The organism is Streptomyces sp. NPDC007905 (genome assembly GCF_042959345.1).
In the GTDB taxonomy this organism is placed as follows: Bacteria; Actinomycetota; Actinomycetes; order Streptomycetales; family Streptomycetaceae; genus Streptomyces.
The window spans coordinates 1-17398 of record NZ_JBIBKS010000044.1 but is presented as its reverse complement, the minus strand read 5'-3'; the positions used below and the strand labels follow the sequence as shown (position 1 = coordinate 17398).

At 65.4% G+C, this 17398-nt stretch carries 21 protein-coding genes and 1 pseudogene; 16 read left to right on the top strand and 6 right to left on the bottom strand.

What is annotated here, in order from left to right; genetic code table 11:
- Positions 1-228: 228 nt before the first annotated feature.
- Positions 229-786 (bottom strand): hypothetical protein, encoded by a 558-nt coding sequence (locus ACFZDC_RS40150; RefSeq protein WP_391331804.1) that lies wholly within the window; start codon positions 784-786, stop codon positions 229-231.
- 137 nt (positions 787-923) lie between these two features.
- Here ACFZDC_RS40150 and ACFZDC_RS40145 point away from each other — a divergent pair, with 137 nt between their 5' ends.
- Together ACFZDC_RS40145 and ACFZDC_RS40140 are read left to right on the top strand one after the other, a co-directional pair.
- Positions 924-1115: a hypothetical protein gene (locus ACFZDC_RS40145; protein ID WP_391331802.1), complete on the top strand. Its 192-nt coding sequence runs from the start codon at positions 924-926 to the stop codon at positions 1113-1115.
- A gap of 48 nt (positions 1116-1163) precedes the next feature.
- A complete protein-coding gene (locus tag ACFZDC_RS40140) occupies positions 1164-1811 on the top strand; it encodes a hypothetical protein (RefSeq protein WP_391331800.1) in 648 nt (215 codons plus the stop codon).
- Between the two features lie 114 nt (positions 1812-1925).
- Here the strand turns inward: ACFZDC_RS40140 and ACFZDC_RS40135 are convergent, their stop codons facing one another.
- Positions 1926-2105, bottom strand: a complete 180-nt coding sequence (locus ACFZDC_RS40135) for a hypothetical protein (protein ID WP_391331798.1) — start codon at positions 2103-2105, stop codon at positions 1926-1928.
- A 49-nt stretch (positions 2106-2154) separates the two neighbouring features.
- Positions 2155-2448: a hypothetical protein gene (locus tag ACFZDC_RS40130; protein WP_391331796.1), complete on the bottom strand. Its 294-nt coding sequence runs from the start codon at positions 2446-2448 to the stop codon at positions 2155-2157.
- Between the two features lie 174 nt (positions 2449-2622).
- On the opposite strand from ACFZDC_RS40130, the gene ACFZDC_RS40125 reads away from it, so the two are divergent.
- The 14 genes and pseudogenes from ACFZDC_RS40125 to ACFZDC_RS40060 form a co-directional block, all read left to right on the top strand.
- Positions 2623-3987 (top strand): IS701 family transposase, encoded by a 1365-nt coding sequence (locus ACFZDC_RS40125; RefSeq protein WP_391331794.1) that lies wholly within the window; start codon positions 2623-2625, stop codon positions 3985-3987.
- Between the two features lie 215 nt (positions 3988-4202).
- On the top strand, positions 4203-4469 hold the full coding sequence (locus ACFZDC_RS40120) for a helix-turn-helix domain-containing protein (RefSeq protein WP_391331793.1): 267 nt from the start codon (positions 4203-4205) through the stop codon (positions 4467-4469).
- Complete coding sequence (locus tag ACFZDC_RS40115; protein WP_391331791.1) at positions 4427-4723, top strand: winged helix-turn-helix domain-containing protein; 297 nt, start codon at positions 4427-4429, stop codon at positions 4721-4723. The genes ACFZDC_RS40120 and ACFZDC_RS40115 overlap by 43 nt, the downstream gene beginning before the upstream one ends.
- Positions 4609-5217 (top strand): transposase, encoded by a 609-nt coding sequence (locus ACFZDC_RS40110; protein ID WP_391331828.1) that lies wholly within the window; start codon positions 4609-4611, stop codon positions 5215-5217. Before ACFZDC_RS40115 ends, ACFZDC_RS40110 begins: the two co-directional genes overlap by 115 nt.
- An 88-nt stretch (positions 5218-5305) precedes the next feature.
- Positions 5306-6574 (top strand): hypothetical protein, encoded by a 1269-nt coding sequence (locus tag ACFZDC_RS40105; protein ID WP_391331789.1) that lies wholly within the window; start codon positions 5306-5308, stop codon positions 6572-6574.
- A gap of 565 nt (positions 6575-7139) precedes the next feature.
- Positions 7140-7586 carry a hypothetical protein gene (locus ACFZDC_RS40100; protein ID WP_391331788.1) on the top strand — a complete coding sequence of 149 codons (447 nt, stop codon included), beginning with the start codon at positions 7140-7142 and terminating at the stop codon, positions 7584-7586.
- Positions 7532-8236, top strand: a complete 705-nt coding sequence (locus tag ACFZDC_RS40095) for an IS5 family transposase (RefSeq protein WP_391331787.1) — start codon at positions 7532-7534, stop codon at positions 8234-8236. The genes ACFZDC_RS40100 and ACFZDC_RS40095 overlap by 55 nt, the downstream gene beginning before the upstream one ends.
- 236 nt (positions 8237-8472) lie before the next feature.
- Positions 8473-8754, top strand: a complete 282-nt coding sequence (locus ACFZDC_RS40090) for a CU044_2847 family protein (protein ID WP_391331785.1) — start codon at positions 8473-8475, stop codon at positions 8752-8754.
- Between the two features lie 5 nt (positions 8755-8759).
- Entirely contained in the window at positions 8760-11375 is a 2616-nt protein-coding gene (locus tag ACFZDC_RS40085; RefSeq protein WP_391331783.1) for a trypsin-like peptidase domain-containing protein, read from the top strand.
- A complete protein-coding gene (locus ACFZDC_RS40080; protein ID WP_391331782.1) occupies positions 11372-12172 on the top strand; it encodes a methyltransferase domain-containing protein in 801 nt (266 codons plus the stop codon). Before ACFZDC_RS40085 ends, ACFZDC_RS40080 begins: the two co-directional genes overlap by 4 nt.
- On the top strand, positions 12160-12867 hold the full coding sequence (locus tag ACFZDC_RS40075) for a hypothetical protein (protein ID WP_391331779.1): 708 nt from the start codon (positions 12160-12162) through the stop codon (positions 12865-12867). The genes ACFZDC_RS40080 and ACFZDC_RS40075 overlap by 13 nt, the downstream gene beginning before the upstream one ends.
- A 33-nt stretch (positions 12868-12900) precedes the next feature.
- Complete coding sequence (locus ACFZDC_RS40070) at positions 12901-13248, top strand: hypothetical protein (protein ID WP_391331777.1); 348 nt, start codon at positions 12901-12903, stop codon at positions 13246-13248.
- A 25-nt stretch (positions 13249-13273) separates the two neighbouring features.
- A complete protein-coding gene (locus ACFZDC_RS40065) occupies positions 13274-14020 on the top strand; it encodes an SDR family NAD(P)-dependent oxidoreductase (RefSeq protein WP_391331776.1) in 747 nt (248 codons plus the stop codon).
- Between the two features lie 620 nt (positions 14021-14640).
- A pseudogene (locus ACFZDC_RS40060) lies at positions 14641-14784 on the top strand (nuclear transport factor 2 family protein); the annotation flags it as partial.
- Between the two features lie 90 nt (positions 14785-14874).
- Here the strand turns inward: ACFZDC_RS40060 and ACFZDC_RS40055 are convergent.
- From ACFZDC_RS40055 to ACFZDC_RS40045, 3 genes are all read right to left on the bottom strand, one after another.
- Positions 14875-15105: a hypothetical protein gene (locus tag ACFZDC_RS40055; protein WP_391331774.1), complete on the bottom strand. Its 231-nt coding sequence runs from the start codon at positions 15103-15105 to the stop codon at positions 14875-14877.
- A 485-nt stretch (positions 15106-15590) separates the two neighbouring features.
- Positions 15591-16334, bottom strand: a complete 744-nt coding sequence (locus ACFZDC_RS40050; protein ID WP_391331773.1) for an SOS response-associated peptidase family protein — start codon at positions 16332-16334, stop codon at positions 15591-15593.
- Positions 16335-16704: 370 nt separating this feature from the next.
- Complete coding sequence (locus tag ACFZDC_RS40045; RefSeq protein WP_391331772.1) at positions 16705-17013, bottom strand: DUF6233 domain-containing protein; 309 nt, start codon at positions 17011-17013, stop codon at positions 16705-16707.
- Positions 17014-17398 lie beyond the last annotated feature (385 nt).

Sequence of the window (17398 nt, the reverse complement as noted above, 5' to 3'; positions counted from 1 at the left end):
GATCTGGTGGCGGTTCCGCGAGCGGCCGCCGCAGATGGGTCCACATCGATCATGTGGCCGAACGGATACCGGCACGATTGACACGCCCGGCGCCGCGCTGCACAGGGTAGCCGTTTGCACGGCAGGTGATGATCATGGTCATTGGTTTGGAGACTCGACTTCAGTACGTGCGTGCGCTCGGCCGCGAGCGGGGGCGGGGTGCGCCGTCGGGCAGATGCCGTGGCGTGATCACTCGCCCTGCTCTGAAACGTCGGTGATCTCCACCGAGACCTTTGTGCCTGATGAGGCGGTCTGAATCAGGGACGGGGTGTAGTTGAGGCTGGTCTTGTCTGACAGCTCGGCGGTCTCGATGACCGGCCCGGACTCGTCGCCGTGGATCTCGTAGGTGATCTCATACACCGCGTTCGGGTCGATGCTCCCGCTGTCACCCAGGTAGGTCAGTGTCGGCTCGACCGTGACATTGCAGCCCGCGGATCCGAAGCACTGACGTTTCGTGGTCTTCAGCTTGATCGTAAAGCTGGCTTCGTTGACAACGGCATACGTCGGTGTGGGGTTCGGCTTCTTGACAGCGGTTGCCTTGGCTGAGTGGGGTGCAGCGGCCTTGCTGTCCTGTTTGCCGCCGTTGTCCTGCGAGTCTATGACGACAGCGCCCGTCCCGATCACTGCTGCGATCACCGCAGCGGCGGCGCCGATGATGACCAGGTGGGTGCGATTCTTCGGCGCGGACGTCGGCGGCTCGGGCGGGAGCGGCGGTGGAAAGGCAGGCGGTTGCGTCGTGTCACTCATCAATCCCCCAAGGCTCGCTGATGCGTGCACGCATCATGCGCCCACGTAAAGGTCCCGTGAAGGCGTCGTCACTGATCCGTAACGTGGATCCGCTCGAACCGGTGACGCCCGCCCAACGCGCGCGCCACACTGGGCTCATGGTGGTCCGGTTCTCCGTGCAGGCAGACACGCGGGACGAATTCGTCGAGGGCCTGCAGCAACTCGTGCAGCTCGACCTCGTGCCCGTCAGGCTGACCGCACAGATCGGCGGCGACCGGTGGATGGCCCGCGCCGTACCTCGGTCAGCAGCTCGACCGCAGGAGCCCCGTGAGGCGGAACCGGCCAGCTAGCGCTCCCGCCACTTACCGACACGATCGGACCAGCAGTAAGGACGGGGCATGGATCCGCAGATTCAGGGAGCGCTGTGGGGTGCGGGAGCAACTGCCCTTGGTGGTGCGATTGGCTGGCTGGGTGCCAGGTCACAGGCCCGGGCCTCGCTGGAGGCAGTCCGGATGCAGGTCCGAGGCCAAAGGTTCGACGCCCACCAGCAGAGCCGACGCGAGGCCCATGCCGCGTACTTCGGAACGGTGGAAGAGGTCAGGATGGCGGTGGCCCACGCACGAGGGGTGATGGTTGCTCACATCCAGCATCCAGAGGCCGTGGTCACTGAGACGCCTGCGGAGGCACGCCGTGCCGTGAACGAAGCTCTCAAGCGGATGTGGTTCCAGCAGTCTCTCCTGCGCCTGTCGGTGTCGTCGCTGGAGAGGATGAGCGCCGAGAGCCTCGCAGAGCAGATGACCGGCCTCGTAAGGGTCTTGGATGAGTGGTGGGCAGCCGCCCTTCGGCGAGATGCGGCGGTTTACGAGGTAGATGAAAGGCTCCGAGACCGGTCAGACCACCTTGTCGATGTCATCGACTATGTGATGGATCAAGCGCGTTCTTGGCTCGAGGCTGACCCAGTAGTTGACCGTCACCAACGGCGCCTCTGGGAAAGGCTGTGGTCCGGATATCACGACTGGCGACTGCGAAACGTCATGAGCGATTGACGGGCGGCCCTGCCGTCGACGGGGGCGACGGCGGAGCCTGTTAGGCCAGTGTGCCCTCGATGGGCGCTCTCTGTCGCATGGCTCGTGAATCTGCCGAGCGGGGTCGCCCAAGAGCTATCGGTGCGGCCCCCAGCAGTTGGCGAGGATCAACGCGAGCAGGGTGAGTGCTGCAAGAAGGGTGTGGCGGGGCAGGATGAATGTGCCGCAGGCCGTCACCGGTGGTGGGCCGAAGACCGCCGTGTGCACTTCGCCGATGCTGAATCTAGTCGTCTTCGGCGTCAGCGTTCCGGTCACGCCGCTGTGGTGAGACGGCGTCACAGGACCGGACCGTTGTCGCATCAGCCTACGCCTCATTCGGCTTGGGCTCTTCGGCTGCTTTCCGCTGGCGGCGTTGGGCCCGCAGACCGGTGCCGGGCTTGTCCTGGGCTTCCCAGTCCGGCTCCGGGCCCGGGTCCTTCGTCGGAACCTTCGTCACCTTCAGCCCATCCGCGCAACCGCGCGTGTGCTGCCCAGTGTCACAGGTCAGCAGCCGCACTGGACGGGCGGCCAGGGCCTGGATGGCGACCGCTCGATCGATGATCTCGTCATCGGGGATAGGGAGACGCACGTGTCCCGGCTGCTCCAGGACGATCTCCACGCTCACTTCACCGCGCCAGAAGGCGGGTTCGCCGGCATAGTCGGAGTGGTGGAGAATGCCGTAGGTCGAGCCGTTACCGGTAGTTCGTTAAATCCGGTGGTGATGTGGGTTGACGGTGGGTCGAGTTGGTCGTAGGCCGGTGGTAGGAGTGAACTGCCTTGTTGGGGGCTGAAGATGACCGCTCGCCGTCCGTGTCCGCCCGCGCCGGGACCGTTGGAGGAGTACGCGGCCCGGTTCGACGACCTCTTCTTCAGCCTGGCCCAGCGGCGAGGGTTTCGCGCGTACCTGACCGGGCTGCTGGCGCCGCGGGAGCGGAACAAGACGATCACCTGCCTGGCCGGGGCGGAGCCGGTGGCGGGTGCGGGGATGCCAGGGGTGCAGCGGCTGCAGTTCTTCCTGTCCGAGTCCCCCTGGGAGGCCGAGCGGGTCAACGACCGGCGGCTTGAGTTGCTGCGCGAGGTGCCGGCGACGGCTCCGCACGGCGGCGGGGTGATCGTGATCGACGACTGCGGGGACCGCAAGGACGGCACGGCGACCGCGCATGTGGGCCGGCAGTGGCTGGGCCGGCTGGGCAAGACCGACAACGGCATTGTCACGGTGACCACGGTGTGGACCGACGGCCGTGTGTACTACCCGCTGCACGCGACTCCCTACACCCCCGCCCACCACTTCACCCGCGGCCGCTCCGACCCGGCCTTCCGCACGAAACCGCAGCTGTCCGCCACTCTCGCGGCCCGCGGGAAGGAGGCTGGCTTCGGCTGCCGGGCGGTCGTCGCCGACTGCGCCTACTCCGTCAGCGACGACTGGTACCTCGCACTGCGCGAGGCCGGCCTGGCCTACGTGGTCGCCCTCAAGCCGCACCGCGGCACCTGGGCCCGGGCCGACCAGCCGCACACCCCCATCGAAGCCGCCCAGGCTCTGACCTGGCGCGATGCCAAACATCCCGGCGACTGGACACCCGTTAAGCGTCACTTCCGCGACGGGCACACCGAGACCTGGTGGGCCGCCGATGCCCATCTGGGCGGCTACGGACCCGACTCACCCTGCCGGCTGGTCGTGGCCACCACCGACCCGGCCCAGCTGCCGGAAAAGGCCACCTGGTACCTGGCCACCAACCTGCCTCACCCCGACGCACCCCACGCCACAACCGGCCCGCACCCGCCGGCCGACCTCGCCGAGATCGTCCGCCTCTACGGCCTGCGGCCGTGGATCGAGCAGAGCTACAAACAGATCAAGGACGAACTCGGCTGGGCCGATTTCCAAGTCCGCTCCGACCGCGCCATCCGCCGCCACCAGACCCTGGTCAACTGCGCCTTCTCCTTCTGCTGGGACCAATGGTTCGCCCCACCCGGGCCCCTGGATCCCACCGCGCCAGACCCGTGCCCCGACGAGGGGCCAGAGAGGGGGACCAGACATACCCCACCAGGCCCAACAGCCCTGCTGGCCCAGGGCCTTACGCGCCATCCGGTCCTGGCTCACCCCAGCCATCACCCTCACTCGATGGTGGCAAGCATGGACGGACACGGATCCACCCCATGAACTCCAGGCCCTGATCGACGCGGTCACCACCGGACACGGCATCGACCTCTACCTCCGGATTTAACGAACTACCGTTACTGACTTCGGCTCGTCAGGGTGATCTTTCCTGAAGTCTCTGCTGGGCTTGGGGTAGTGGATGTATTCCGTGGTGTGTGAGGTATGCGGATGGGGGCGGGCTGACCCCTGCGGGGCGTCAGCGCCGGGAGACGGTACGGATGCAGGCGGCCGAGCTGTTCGAACAGAAGATCAAGCCGCTGGAGGTGGCACGGCGCCTGCGGGTGAGCCCGAAGTCGGCCTACCAGTGGCACCAGTTGTGGCGGGACGGCGGTGTTCAGGCTCTGGCCTCCCGTGCCCGAGCGGATCGCGGTGCCGTCTGTCCCCGCGCTGTCTGGAGAAGCTGGCCGCATACCTCGAGCAGGGCCCGGCCGCGCACGGCTGGGTGGAGGACCAGGTGTGGACCGCGGCGCGAGTGGCCACCCTGATCGGCAGGAAGTTCCACATCTCCTACAGCGTCTCCGGTGCGACGAGGCTGATGCGCCGGCTCGGCTTCAGCCCGCATGTGCCCGCGCGGCGGGTCGCTGAGCGCGACGAGCAGGCAGTCACCGTGTGGAAGGAGGCGACCTGGGCCGAGGTAAAAGAGCCCGGGCGGCCTGCGGGGGCTACATCTGTTTCGAGGACGAGGCAGGCTTCACCCGCCAGCCGCCCAAAGGACGTACCTGGGGCCGACGCGGAGTGACTCCGCGGGTGACAGTGAGCGGACGGCGTTCGGGACGGCTGTCCGTGGCCGGGCTGATCGCTGTGCGGCCCGGCTCCCGGACCCGGCTGTGTCACCGCCTGCGCACTCACCCATCGGGCAAGGGCACGCGACGCAGCATGGGAGAGCGCGACTTCATCGCGCTGATCGACGGTATTCACCAGCTCGTCAAAGCGCCGATCGTGCTGGTGTTGGACCGCCTGAACACCCACGTCTCCCACGCCATGCGTGAGCTGATCGCCGAGCGTGCATGGCTGACAGTGTTCCTGCTGCCCGCCTACTCGCCCGACCTCAACCCCGTCGAAGGGGTATGGGCACACGTCAAGCGCAGCCTGGCCAACCTCGCCGTGGTCGCCCTCGACCGGCTCGAGGCCCTCGTCCGCAACCGGCTCAAACGACTTCAGTACCGGCCCGACACCCTCGACGGCTTCATAGCGGGAACCGGCCTGACCCTCGACGATCCAACATCACCCTGATCAGCTGAAGTCAGTAACGTTTGAGACACGGCCCCACTGGGCCGCTGGGCCAGCCACACCTCTCGCCATCGCATCCAAGGAAGACACTGTGACCGATACGCCCCGGCCCTCTGCCGGTGACGAGACCATCGACGCCGCGACCGCAGCTCGCGGTCGTCAGCGGCAGCTGACTCGCCGCCTCGTCGCTCCGTTGCTGCGCGCCGGTTGGGAGGACTGTGGCTGGGAGGTGTTCGAGGAGGACGACTACAGCGAGCACACGCTGGAACTGCACCGCTCCAACTTCCACATCCAGGTTTCCTGGTGCCCGAGTGACCGCACCCTGCACCTGTCCGAGCTGGAGCTCGAATGGCTCGACGACTTCGTCGTGCCACCGATGTGCCCTCTTCAGGAAGAGCTGGTCCTCGAGCTGCCTGACGCTCCCGAACACATACAGGCCGAGACGGCCCGCCGCGCCTTCGCCACCGCGGGACTGCTCGACCCTACCCGCATTCACCTTCCCCCCACCGCAGGCCACCTGCGCCCGTCCCTGGTCTTGTTGCTCCTGGAGGACACGTTTTTCCAGGCTGCGCGCATCCACCGGGCCGCCGTTGGCCAGGACGGGGTGATGTCCTTCGACGGCCTGGGGGAAGACTTCGATTGGCGCGTCTCGGCCGGCCTGCGGGCCTACCCACTGGTGGTCCCCGGCGCGGTGCCCTCCTCGGCCGCCCTCGGTATCGCCGAATGGTGCTGGCGCCGCGAAAGCGATGTCGAGCGCTGGCACCACAAGGTCACTGACCTGGAGATGGCGCGCGCCAACATCGCCGCCACGCGCGCCGTCCTGCCGCACATCCACCGAGAGGGCGTCGACTGGTCCGCCGTCCGCCTGGCACTGACCGCTCCGGGCCGGCGCCTGGCCTCCGGCCCTGGCCTCGCTGACCTGTTCGAAGAAGGCTGGCAGCCGATCCTCCAGTCCATCCACCGCGAAATCGACCGCTGGTGCCTGGCCGAGGACCGCTTCGGACCCCAGGCTGTCCTCAATCTGCTTTCGCTGCACGGCTCCCGCACTGAGTCGATCGGCAGCTGGTGGGGCTCCGGCTGGTACGAGACCGCGGTCCGCGCCGCCGTCGACCACGCCGTCACCAACAACCAGCTGCCCCACGATCTCACCACCGCATGTGCCGGGCCCGGGCAGATCGCGGATGCGATCGTCCACGCCCCCGACCTCCTGGATGACGACGCTCTGCAGTGGGTCATCGATGCCGTCCACGACGTGGAGCGCCGTCGCCGTGTTACAGACCAGTGCGTCCCCTCTGCGGTCACCCTTCCGGCCTGGGCCGTTGACGAACTCACCAGTCTCCTTGCCGAGGACGAGGATTAGCCAACAAGCGTCCGCAGCAGAGCTCCCACAAGGCACGCCTCCCGACGAGTAAGCGCATCGCTGTAGTCGGGTTCGCGGCCGTACTCGACACTGAGCCGCTTCCGTTCATCGACCTGAGGACCATCTCCAACCCACGGGCGTGCCTGCGCCGTCGACGAAAGATCAACAACGCCCGAGAACCCGCCCGTGGATTTCGCCTCTGACGATCCGGAGAGCCTGCGCCGTACGCCGCCGACGAGTTGGGCCCCCGTCTGCTCGTCCACCGCGGGCTTCCGGCTGCCCGCCGGGGGCGTACGTGGGGGGCGGTGTGCGCCCTGTCCGCGCCCTCGGGGCCGGCCGTACGGTCGTGACGGTGTCCCGGCAGCCGGCAGGGCGTGAGGGCGAAGGCGGAGCGGATGGAGCGGCGGAGCGTGCTGGGCGCGGGGGCGGTCCTCGGCGCCGCACTCGTCGTACGTCCTGCGGCCGCGTGGGCCGCCGAGGGCCCGGTGGCGGTTTCGGACGCCGATCTCGCCGCGGGCCGCGGGCTGTTCGCGGCCGGCGCCTACGACCGGCTGGACGGGTTGCTGTGGCTGCTCCTGGACGCCGCCGGGTACAGCACTCGGCAGGGCTCGACGGTGCCGCCCGCGCGGCCGGGGTGTGGGTGCTGGCCTCCCAGCTGGCGGTCAAGCAGGGCCGTACCACGGCCGCTGGCGCCTACGCGGGCCTGGCCGGCGTGGCGGCCCGCCGCTCGGGCGAGGCGCTGGTGCTTGCCGCGGCGGCCCGCGCGGCCGCGACCCCGCTGCGCCACACCGGCCGCGCCGACGAGGCCCTTCAGCTGCTGCACCAGGCGCGCGCCCAGGTGACGGCCGTCTCCCGCCCGACGGCCGCTGAGCTGGAGGCCGTGGGCATGGCGGAGCTCACCGCCGCCTACACCCGCGGTCTCCGCCAGATCCAGTACCGCAGCAACCTCATCAACGGATGCCTCACCGAAACCGGCCTCACCTTGACGACATCACGGCGACAACGTCAGTAGCTCCTGCCGTCGGAGCTGGGGTTCGGCTCGGGACAGACGTGCTGGTGGCGTCTGGATCGGTGGCAGAAGGCCGGGGTCTTCGACAACCTCCACCGGGTCCTGCTCGCGAAGCTGAACGCGGCCGGCGAACTCGACTGGTCACGAGCGTGCGTGGATGGTTCCCACATCCGGGCGAAAAAAGGGGTGCCGACACCGGTCCGTCGCCGGTCGACCGCCGGAAGACCGGCAGCAAGCACCACTTGATCTGCGACGGACGCGGCACCCCGCTCAAGGTCATCACGACCGCGGTCAACGTCAACGACGTCACCCAGACCCTCGCCCTGGTCGACGGCATCCCGCCCGTCGCGGGCCGCCCCGGCCAACCCCGCCGCCGGCCCGACGCCCTGCTCGGCGACAAGGGCTACGACTCCAACGCCCACCGCGACGAGCTGCGACAACGGCGGATCCTGGCTGTCATCGCACGCAAGGGATCACCGAACATCAAGGGCATGGGGAAACTCCGCTACGTCGTGGAGCAGACCTTCGCCCTGCTCCACCAGTTCAAACGCCTCGCCGTCCGCTGGGAACGCCGCACCGAACTCCACGACGCCTTCGTCTCCCTCGCCTGCAGCCTCATCTGCTGGAGACGCCTCAAGAAGGCCCGCTACTGATCGCCCCCAAGCCATGTATCGCCAGCGCGTGGGCAGCCGTATGTCAGCGAACCTGAGGTCACAAGATCGTGTTAAGAGCTCTACGGGTGCTCCAAGAGAAATCACTGGTTCCGGCCCGAAGAGTCAGCAAGGGGTGGGAGACTTGCGGCACGGCAAGACGCGGCTGACATGTCTGTGAGGCGTCGATGAGTGATCAATCGGAATTTGTCTCAGTGGCTCTTCGCGATGGTTCCACCATGCAGGTCGAGGTGGAAACCGGCGAAGAGCTGGTGGCAAGCCGGATTTTCGATTTCAGCGACCTGACACATAAGATCTCCAGTGTGGCGAGCGAGTTGGGCGCCGCTTTGAGAGCGGTGGGCCCCGATGCCGCCACGGTGGAGCTGGGATTTGAGGTGGGAGTCGAGCCGGGTGGGCTCACCGCGGTGCTTGTAAAGGGGACAGGAAAAGCCAATCTCAAGTTGACGCTCGAGTGGCGAAACGACATGACCGTTTCTCCCAGCACACAAACAACCGCCTGAGCCTCATGGACGACGCCCAGCTCCGCGTATCGACAGTCAAGATCCTCAGCGGGTCGCACGGTTTTGGCACAGGGTCCTTCGTTGGGCCGGGACTGGTTCTCACGTGCGCGCATGTTGTCGAGCGCGCGGTCACCGACGGTGAGCGCCTCAAAATCGCTTGGCAGAACAAGGACTACGCCAGTGAGATCGTTAGTGTCCGTGATCGTCCCTATCCAGACCTCGCACTCCTCAGCGTCGCCTCACTCAGAAGCCACCCGTTAATTGAGCTCCACCATGAGGTCGAGCTGGGTGACCTCTTATACGCCTACGGCTTCACAGACCTCTATGGCGAGGGCGATTCGCTCACGTCTGAGTATGAGGGGCTGACACGCGCTCACCAATCCTTGTTGAAATTGAAGGCGGGCCAGGTACGGCCCGGCATGAGCGGCGCCGCAATCCTGAACCTTCGGACCGGTGCCGTGTGTGGCGTGTTAATGGCGACCAGGGACCGCGGCAGCGCCCTCGGTGGGAGAGCCATTCCGATGCGGACTGTGCTCTCCGAATTTCCGGGATTGGTGCGGAATGCCAGCACCTTGACCTCCGTTCAAGCGGGTGCGCTTTCCTTTAGCTCAGTCACGGCGCGCGAAGCACTCTGGGAACGAATGCAACAGGAGCAGAGCCGGCTCCTCTCCCGAGGTGTGCCCGGCTCGTCGCGGGTAACGGTCGGGGATCTTCTCACTCGTCCTGGACTTCTGGTGACTGCTCCCTGGCGGTTAGCTGGCGGCGGAGTCCGACGAGACCGTGTCGTCAATGAGCTATGCAATCGAATCATCGGATACCCGACGGACGACGCGTTTCGCCGCCGCCGGGTGCTTGTGCTGTCTGATCCCGGCATGGGCAAAACTACCCTCACATATTGCCTTTACGTGGAACTTCTTAGGAAATGGTCAATCAAGGACCGCAGCCATGTTCTGCCTGTAAGAATCGATCTCAGGGCAGTCGGTACACGCCCCGCAGACCAGGCCTTCGGATCGCCAGAATGGCTGACTCGTTTCCTGGATCAACAGGTGGCCGGATACGGACCCGTCTCCTGGTTGGGCGTAGTAGAACGAGAAGGCACTCCGATACGGCCAGCCCTGATTCTCGACTCTCTTGATGAGTATCTTTCCAAACTTGCACCCTCAAATGTGCTCAGCGAGTTGAACAAATTCATCTTCAACTATGCGAGCGTCGTTTGCTGCCGCACGCAATATTTCGACCGATTTTTGGCGCATTCCCCTTTCGGGGACAGCCTGGAGCGCGTGGAATTAACGGAATGGGGCGACGTCGAACGGCGTGACTACGTGGACGGATACGTGGGTTATTGTTTCCCCGAATACGAGGAGCGGGATGCGCAGAATGTCCGACTCCGAATCGAGTCCAGGCCAGTACGCGATCTGTGCCACGCCCCTCTTCGAGTCAACATGGCGCTTGAGTTGATGGTCAGGCTCGGCAGCCGAGGACCTGCCATCACTGACACTCTGGGGCTTTATCACGCGTATGTGGGGCAACTATTGCGGATCGAATCAGCGAAAACCGGAAGTATTCTGGAGATCGATGAGAAGCTTGATCTGCTCACCAGCATTGCCTGGCACTTTTACGACGAGGGTCGCGACGGCGCTACCCACATATTCACCCTCCGTGAGCTGTCCGACCTAATTTCCAGTGAACTGGAAATTGCCTCCGCTTCCGCGCGAAGTATAGTTGAGGATCTCGCCTTCCGTTCCCTGCTGAGCGTCGAAAGTGAACAGTTCGACTCCCTCGAACCGACCATTGTGAGGTTTGCCCACAAGTCCTTTCAAGAGTACTTTGTTGCGCGGCATCTTTTCACCTGCATGAGTACCGATGCCCGTGCTACGACCATAGCGTTTCGTAAACTAATCTCGGCGGAAGTATCGGAATTCGTCAAGGAATACCTTGAACGAGTCAACAGGAACAGTCGCGTTCTGTCACGGGTGTGTGACGTCTGCTTCGAATCGTTTCTGGACAACAGTGCTGATACATGTGGCGTTGATGCGGACGACATCGCGCGAGCCCGAGTCGCTCGCCAACAGCTCGCATACTATTTGGGGAATCTGCGATCCAGGCGTATCACGAAGTTCTTGGAGGAGAAGCTGGCGCAGGAGAGTGATCTCTGGATCCAGCGCGGTATCATTCTCGGACTGGCTTTTGGGGGCACCATGCAGCCACTGAAAAATTATGTCGACCGGCTACGGGACAATCGAATCAGTGGCAGAAATCTAGCCGAAAACGAAGTGAATATCGGCTACACGCTCACCTTCTTCGGCGATCAAGCGACCGATGAATTCCGGCCGGAGGTCGACCAAGGCCTCAATGATTGCGAGCGTACGGTTCGACGGCTTATTTACCTTGTCGGTACGGAGACGGACCGTGAATGCTGGCGGCTCAACCTTTTCACTCTGGTGGAACTCTGGCATCACCGAAAATGGTCGAGGGAACGGTATGCGCTGGCGATGCGGGAGTGCACCCGGGAGCTGACAGTTATTCTGAAGCGGCTCACGGACGATCCCGATTCGGCAAGCTGGCCAGAACTTGAGGAGTTGCGAGTGATTCAGAGCGCGATCGCGCGAGGGAAACCATGACTAACCGTGAGGAGAGGGTGCGGGCGAACGCTGAGCAGGAGGGGCGGAGGGCCAATATGTCCCTCTACGCGGGGGGCGACGAGGTGCGTAGTTACTTCGCCGACCGATATCACGCGGTACGGGTGATGATGGCTCGTCGGCAGCTTGGGACGGCTCTGCAGGGCGGCGCCGCAGCCGCCCTGCAGGCGCCCGTGATCGAGCTCGGAGCCGGAGGGGGACGTATCGTGGCGGGCAGCCGCCTTACGCAACTGTTGGGTTCCCGCCCCGTGGTATATGTGGACTTCGATCCCGCTGCGCTCGGGACTGATGAGTCCAGTGGCTATTTTCGCGTGTGCTCCGACGTTACAAACAGTCTGCCTTTTCGGGACGCGTCGGTCGCCGCGGTGGTCATGGGAGAGTTGATCGAACACATATATGACACGAGGCGACTACTGGAGGAGTGCCACCGCGTCCTGGTCCCTCATGGTGTGCTCGTAATCACCACTCCGAACCTCGCTGCTCTGCAGGACCGGATTTGTTTCGTGGTGGGCAAATCCCCGCGCCATGTCAATCCACTTCACCGCTATCTGTGGCTCCACATCCGACCATTCACACCTCATTCACTGCGAATGGTATTGCGCGCTACGGGATTCGCTGTGACGGAACTGAAGTCCAACTTCGTCGTCTGGCGTAGGGGTTCTGGAAGCCGATCCCAGTCCCGATTGCTGGCCCGAATATTTCCGGGCCTAGGCAGTATTCTTGTCGTCTCAGCCCGGCGGATTGGAACGGCCAGGGAAGGAGCCCCGTGGAAACGATGAGGCAGTTACGCGATCGCCTGAATACCTCCTTCGATGGCACGGCGCCCGATGCGGGCCAGGAGGCACATCGCTTCATCCGTGAAATCGGTACGATGCAAGGATTTCGTTCTCTTTTGGCGACCATACTGCGCGATGGCCCCTTCCTGTCGGAAGTCGCTGCCGCATCATATGCACATAGTAATGGCTTCGACAAGATAGTGCTGGCAGCGGGACCCGCCAATGAGTACAAGCTGCGGCTGCATATGTGGCGTCCGGACCGAGAGCCGCACAGTGAGCACATCCACAATCACCGGTGGAAGTTCGGCTCCGTCGTCCTCGCCGGTGAAATGCAAATGGAGTTCTTTGAATTGGCGTCGGGCGGTCGACGACTGGAGCGTTATCGATATTCCCGCGCTTTAGGGCCGGGGAGGTTTAGTACTCGCCGACTGGGCAGTGTGGAAGTTCAGCCCACCTATGCGGGGACTGTAGGCGCCGGCGCGAGTTACTGGCTACGCAATAATGTATTTCATCGCATAAACGTCGCTCGCGACGGTCTTGTTGCAACACTGGTGCTTCAGGCAGCCGCCCTGAGTCCCGACTGCGAGTTGCTGACCAGCGACCCACTGGGTCATCATTCAGTGGTAGAACCGCGAAAATTCAACGAAGTAGAACTTGCTGATCGGATAGACTCGCTCCTGGGGTCAACTTCTATTTAAATCGAGAAACTCGAATCAAAGGTGGTATCTGACATGGGCGCCCTGGTCGTTACTGCAGCCGACGCCAAGGTCATTCCGGTGGATGACGCAATGACAGTGTTCGAATACTTCACGGGGGCAGAAAGCGGCAACGTCAGTTTGGTCACTGCTGACATCGATGGCATCCACTCGAATCGAGTGAATCATCGGAGTGCGAAATTGTATTTCGTTATCAGTGGTAAACTGCGCGTGGTTTCGGACAGCAGTGAGCGGGAAGCCGGACCGTTGAGTGGAGTTCTGGTTCCGGCCGATACCTGGGTAGAATTGGTGGGAGAAAACGCCAAAATCATTATTATTTGCGCGCCCGCATTCAACCCTGCTGACGAGTCCTTCGAGGTATGACAGAACTGGATTCTGAGGAGTGCTGATGAAGCTGAACGGCAGGACCGCTCTGGTCACAGGGGGGGCGCGGGGAATCGGTCGAGCGACGGCGAAGCGCCTGGCCGTGGAAGGTGCCGACATTGCCATTACCTACAACCAGAACTCCGCAGCGGCGGCGGAGGCCGTGCAAGAAGTGAAGGCACTCGGCCGGACGGCACACGCGATCAAGTGCGATGCCACCGAACCGGGTGAAGTGATGAAGGCGCGCGCCGAAATCGAGCAGGAGATGGGCCCCGTCGACATCCTCATCAACAACGCAGGCGCCATTTCCCGCCCCAGCGATTGGTGCGGCCAGAGCGATGACGACATCCGGCGCGCTGTGGATGTCAACCTGCTGTCCGTGATCTATGCAATCCGCAGCTTCGCACCGACCATGGTCGATCGTGGCTGGGGCCGCATCGTCAACCTGACCTCGACGTATTCATTCAATGGGGGCGCAGCAGTGCTCGCCTATACCGCGGCCAAAGCCGGAGTGAACTCCGTGACCACCGCAATGGCGGCGGAGCTGGGAGAGAAGGGCGTGCTGGTTAATGCAGTGGCGCCAGGGAACATTGATACGGAGATGACTCGTGCGGCTGGTTCTGGCGTGGTGGACTGGGTAGTGCAGACCACCCCGGTCGGTCGCTTGGGAAGTGCCGATGAGGTGGCGGAAGCCATCGTGTATCTGGTGTGCAGTGACTTCGTGTGCGGCCATGTGTTCGTCTTGGACGGTGGCCAACTTTTGCGCATTTGACCCTGTCGGGCCGGTGGTACTGCGGGGAGTGCTTCCCAAAGCAGGGCCCCCGACGCCTCGGCCGCGCCCGGCAGGTGGCTGGCCATCAGCTACCGGTAGTCCCCAGGGTCGTCCAGGTGGGTTGTGCCGGGATTCGAGCACGGCGCCTCGGTAGTCGGCAGGGCTCCGGCGACGCGGGATGGCCGCGGGGTGACGACGGCTGCCATGTGGGCCACCACCGAAGGGCCGGGCAGATGCCGCAACGGGTCGCCGCCGCCTACCGCGCGGCTGCGCGGTTGCTCGCCAGATCCAGGACGCCAACGGGCCGGCGGTGTCCGCGCGGGAGGCGCTTAAGGTCGCACAAGCAGAACTGACCTCGCCCCCCGAACCGGCCCACGACGTCCCCGAACCGGCCCCCTCGGGCTGCTCCGGGGAAGTCAGTCAAGGACAGCCGCATCACCTCCCGTCGACTACTGGATGACCAACGGCCGCCCCTACATCACCGGGCGAAGCCGGAAGCGCTCGCCCCCCAGCACCGCTCAACGCCGTGACGCCCCTGCACCCACCCACGCCCACACCGGCGCGCTCCACTCCTGCCGGTTGCCACGCTTACCGCTCCTGCTCCCACGGTGCTCCCCGCCCACTCAGGCACCCGCTTCAGCTGGGAACTGGTGTCCACCGCCGACGGCTCGGCTCCGGTCGCCGGCTCGGACGTGATCACCCTGACCGATGACGGCCGGATCACCGCCGTCCTTGGCTTCCTCGACCGGCTCCCGCAGGCCTGACACCCGCAGGCCCTCCCCCGGCTCAGGGAAGCCGGGGGAAAACCACCACCGCGCCGACTTCCACCTCACGCTACTGGTCGGCGAGGACACCTACGCGTGTTCAGCGTCCTCAGTCGTGCGGTACCGCACCGGACGGTCCTGCACCTTGGTGAGCACACCGGCTTCCACCAGCCTCCGGAGCGCCCAGCGCGCTCGCTTCTCCTGCTGCCGTTGGTCACCCTCCCCGTGTCCGGCGTCGCGGAAAGCGGTGACGGCACGCTGGGTGTCCCACAGGCCGCCGAGAGCCCGTACGGACTGCTCCAGGGACTGGAGCTTGGTCATGGTGTCCTCACTTCTCGGCGTCGCGCTAGTGGTACTTGTGATTCCCGAGGCTCTCCCGCGTCCCCCGGTACCCGGGCTTCGTGCTGCACTCGTCGCACTCCAGCCACACGCCTTCATTGACGGCGGCCGCGCTGACGCAGTGGTGGGGGCCGTAGCCGTGGGCGTGAGGGGTCCGGTGTCTTCTGCGGCTCGCTCACGACTGCTCCCTGGGTGCGGATCACTACAAGATGACAACTCCCGGACGCCCGAGATGAGTTCCCGCTGTCTCGTTCGGCAGTGCCGACCAGACGGGGCTGTGACGTGTGCTCGCGGCCCATGCCTGGTCGCTGGTCGTCCAGCTCACGTTCCGGCACGCCGGGTGCCCGGCTGCTGACGGTGGTTTCGCGCGTGCCCGGCCGATTGTCGGAGTTACGGTCGCTTCGGTCGCTTGCGTCCTCGGACGTCCGAGGGACGGCCCGCCCCGCCGACCATTCACTCGTCTGCGGCTACAAGCTGATCGGGTCGAGGAGTTGGGGACCGTTGTTGCGGACGTTGTTGACGGCCGTGGAGACCGGGCGGGCGTCGAGATGTCCGTCGGCGGGTTGGCCGAGGAGAGCGCGCAGGTGGTCGGGGTCTTGGTGGGCGGGGTCGAGCCAGGCCTCGTAGTGGTCCTCGGTGAGCGCCAGGGGCATGCGCGGGTGCACGTGGCCGGCTGCGTCGGTAGCCTCGGTGGTGATGATCGTGCAGGTCATCAGCCAGGCGGCCGGGTCGTCGTCCTGGGTGACAGCCGGGTCGCGCCAGTACTCGTACAGCCCGGCGAGCGCCATCACCTGGTCGTCCTCGGGGTGGATGAAGTACGGCTGCTTGCGGGCCTTGCCGGTGGCCGGGTCCTTACCCGGCATCCATTCGTAGAAGCCGTCCGCGGGGAGCAGGCAGCGGCGCTTGACGAACGCGCGGCGGAAGGCCGGCTTCTCGTGCACGGTCTCCACCCTCGCGTTGATCATCCGCGCGCCGATCTTCGGCTCCTTCGCCCAGGACGGCACCAGCCCCCAGCGCAGCGGCCGCAACTCCCTCGAGGGCGCAGCGGCACCGCCGTCGTCGCGTGGGGTGCGTTCCAGGACGGCCCAGACGTCGTCGGTCGGGGCGACGTTCCAGTTCGGTGCGAGCGCCTCCGTCGTCGGCCACTCGTCGACGCGGAACAGTTGCGCCAGGTCCTGCGGGCGCCGGGTGGAGACGTATCGACCGCACATGCGCCCACTCTCTCACCGCCCGCCCGCACACGGGGCGACGACCGGTTGTGTGATCAGGCGCGTCGCAGCTGTCACCCGCGAGCCGCACATCGACCAGGTGGCGCGCCTCACCCACCAGCAGCACGACCAGCGACATTGCGACCCCGCCGTCGCGCGGTGATGTGACCTTCCGCCCGTGCGGGTGACTGCGGCGCGACGCCCCGGGCGCGTCGCATCGGCCGTCCTTTGAATTTCCGGAGTTCGGCATTCCGGCGTTGTTCGGGGAGGTATTCAGGCATTGAAGGGAGGCGGGGCCCCAAGGAGAGCGGGACCGCCCGCCTTGGAGCCGCGGGCGGCTCGTTGGGGGCGCTGCCCAGCCGGTAGACAGTCTTCACTCCAGGTATCCCAGCTCGGCGTCCGGCCGGCACTGCGGGCACGCCGCAACTCCGTCGGCGAGCGCCCGCAGCGCCGCATCCCGCGGCACGCCCCGGCTCCGCTTTGCGACGTTCCAGCAACCGCCGGTATGTACGTACACCGGCGGGCTGTCCTGATTGAGGCCGAGCTCGAGGAACCAGTCCGGCGCCGGGGGCCGGGCCCGCTCGCCCTGCCGCTGCTCCGCCTGCCGCCGCTCCTCATCTGCGATCCACCGGCGGGTGCGCGCGAGGTCGCGTTCCTGCGCGCGCTCCAGGAAGCGCAGCACGTGGGCGTGGGAGTCAGTTCGGCGGCGCGGGCGGCGGCTTTGACGATGTCGTTGACGGTGTCGGCGGTCATGCCGCCGCGGCGGCGCGGGTCCTTGGTGTGGCGGCCGGCGCATCACCTCCCCGCGGCAGGTCGCCGTGAGTGCTAACTCATCCCAGGTCAGCGGGTGGGCCCGGTAGTGGGCGTTGGAGCGCTCGGGGTCGCCGGGGTAGCAGTCGACCGAGATGCGGATGTACTGGTGCAGGGAGCCATCAGCACGACCCAACCCGGCGAACCTACGCGGTCACAGCACTAGTAGGGCTCCGTTAGGTCTGTCTCGCGGTCCTGTTTGGGGGCATGTTGGGGGTGTGGATGCACATGAAGTGAACCGTGCTCGGGCGAAGTTG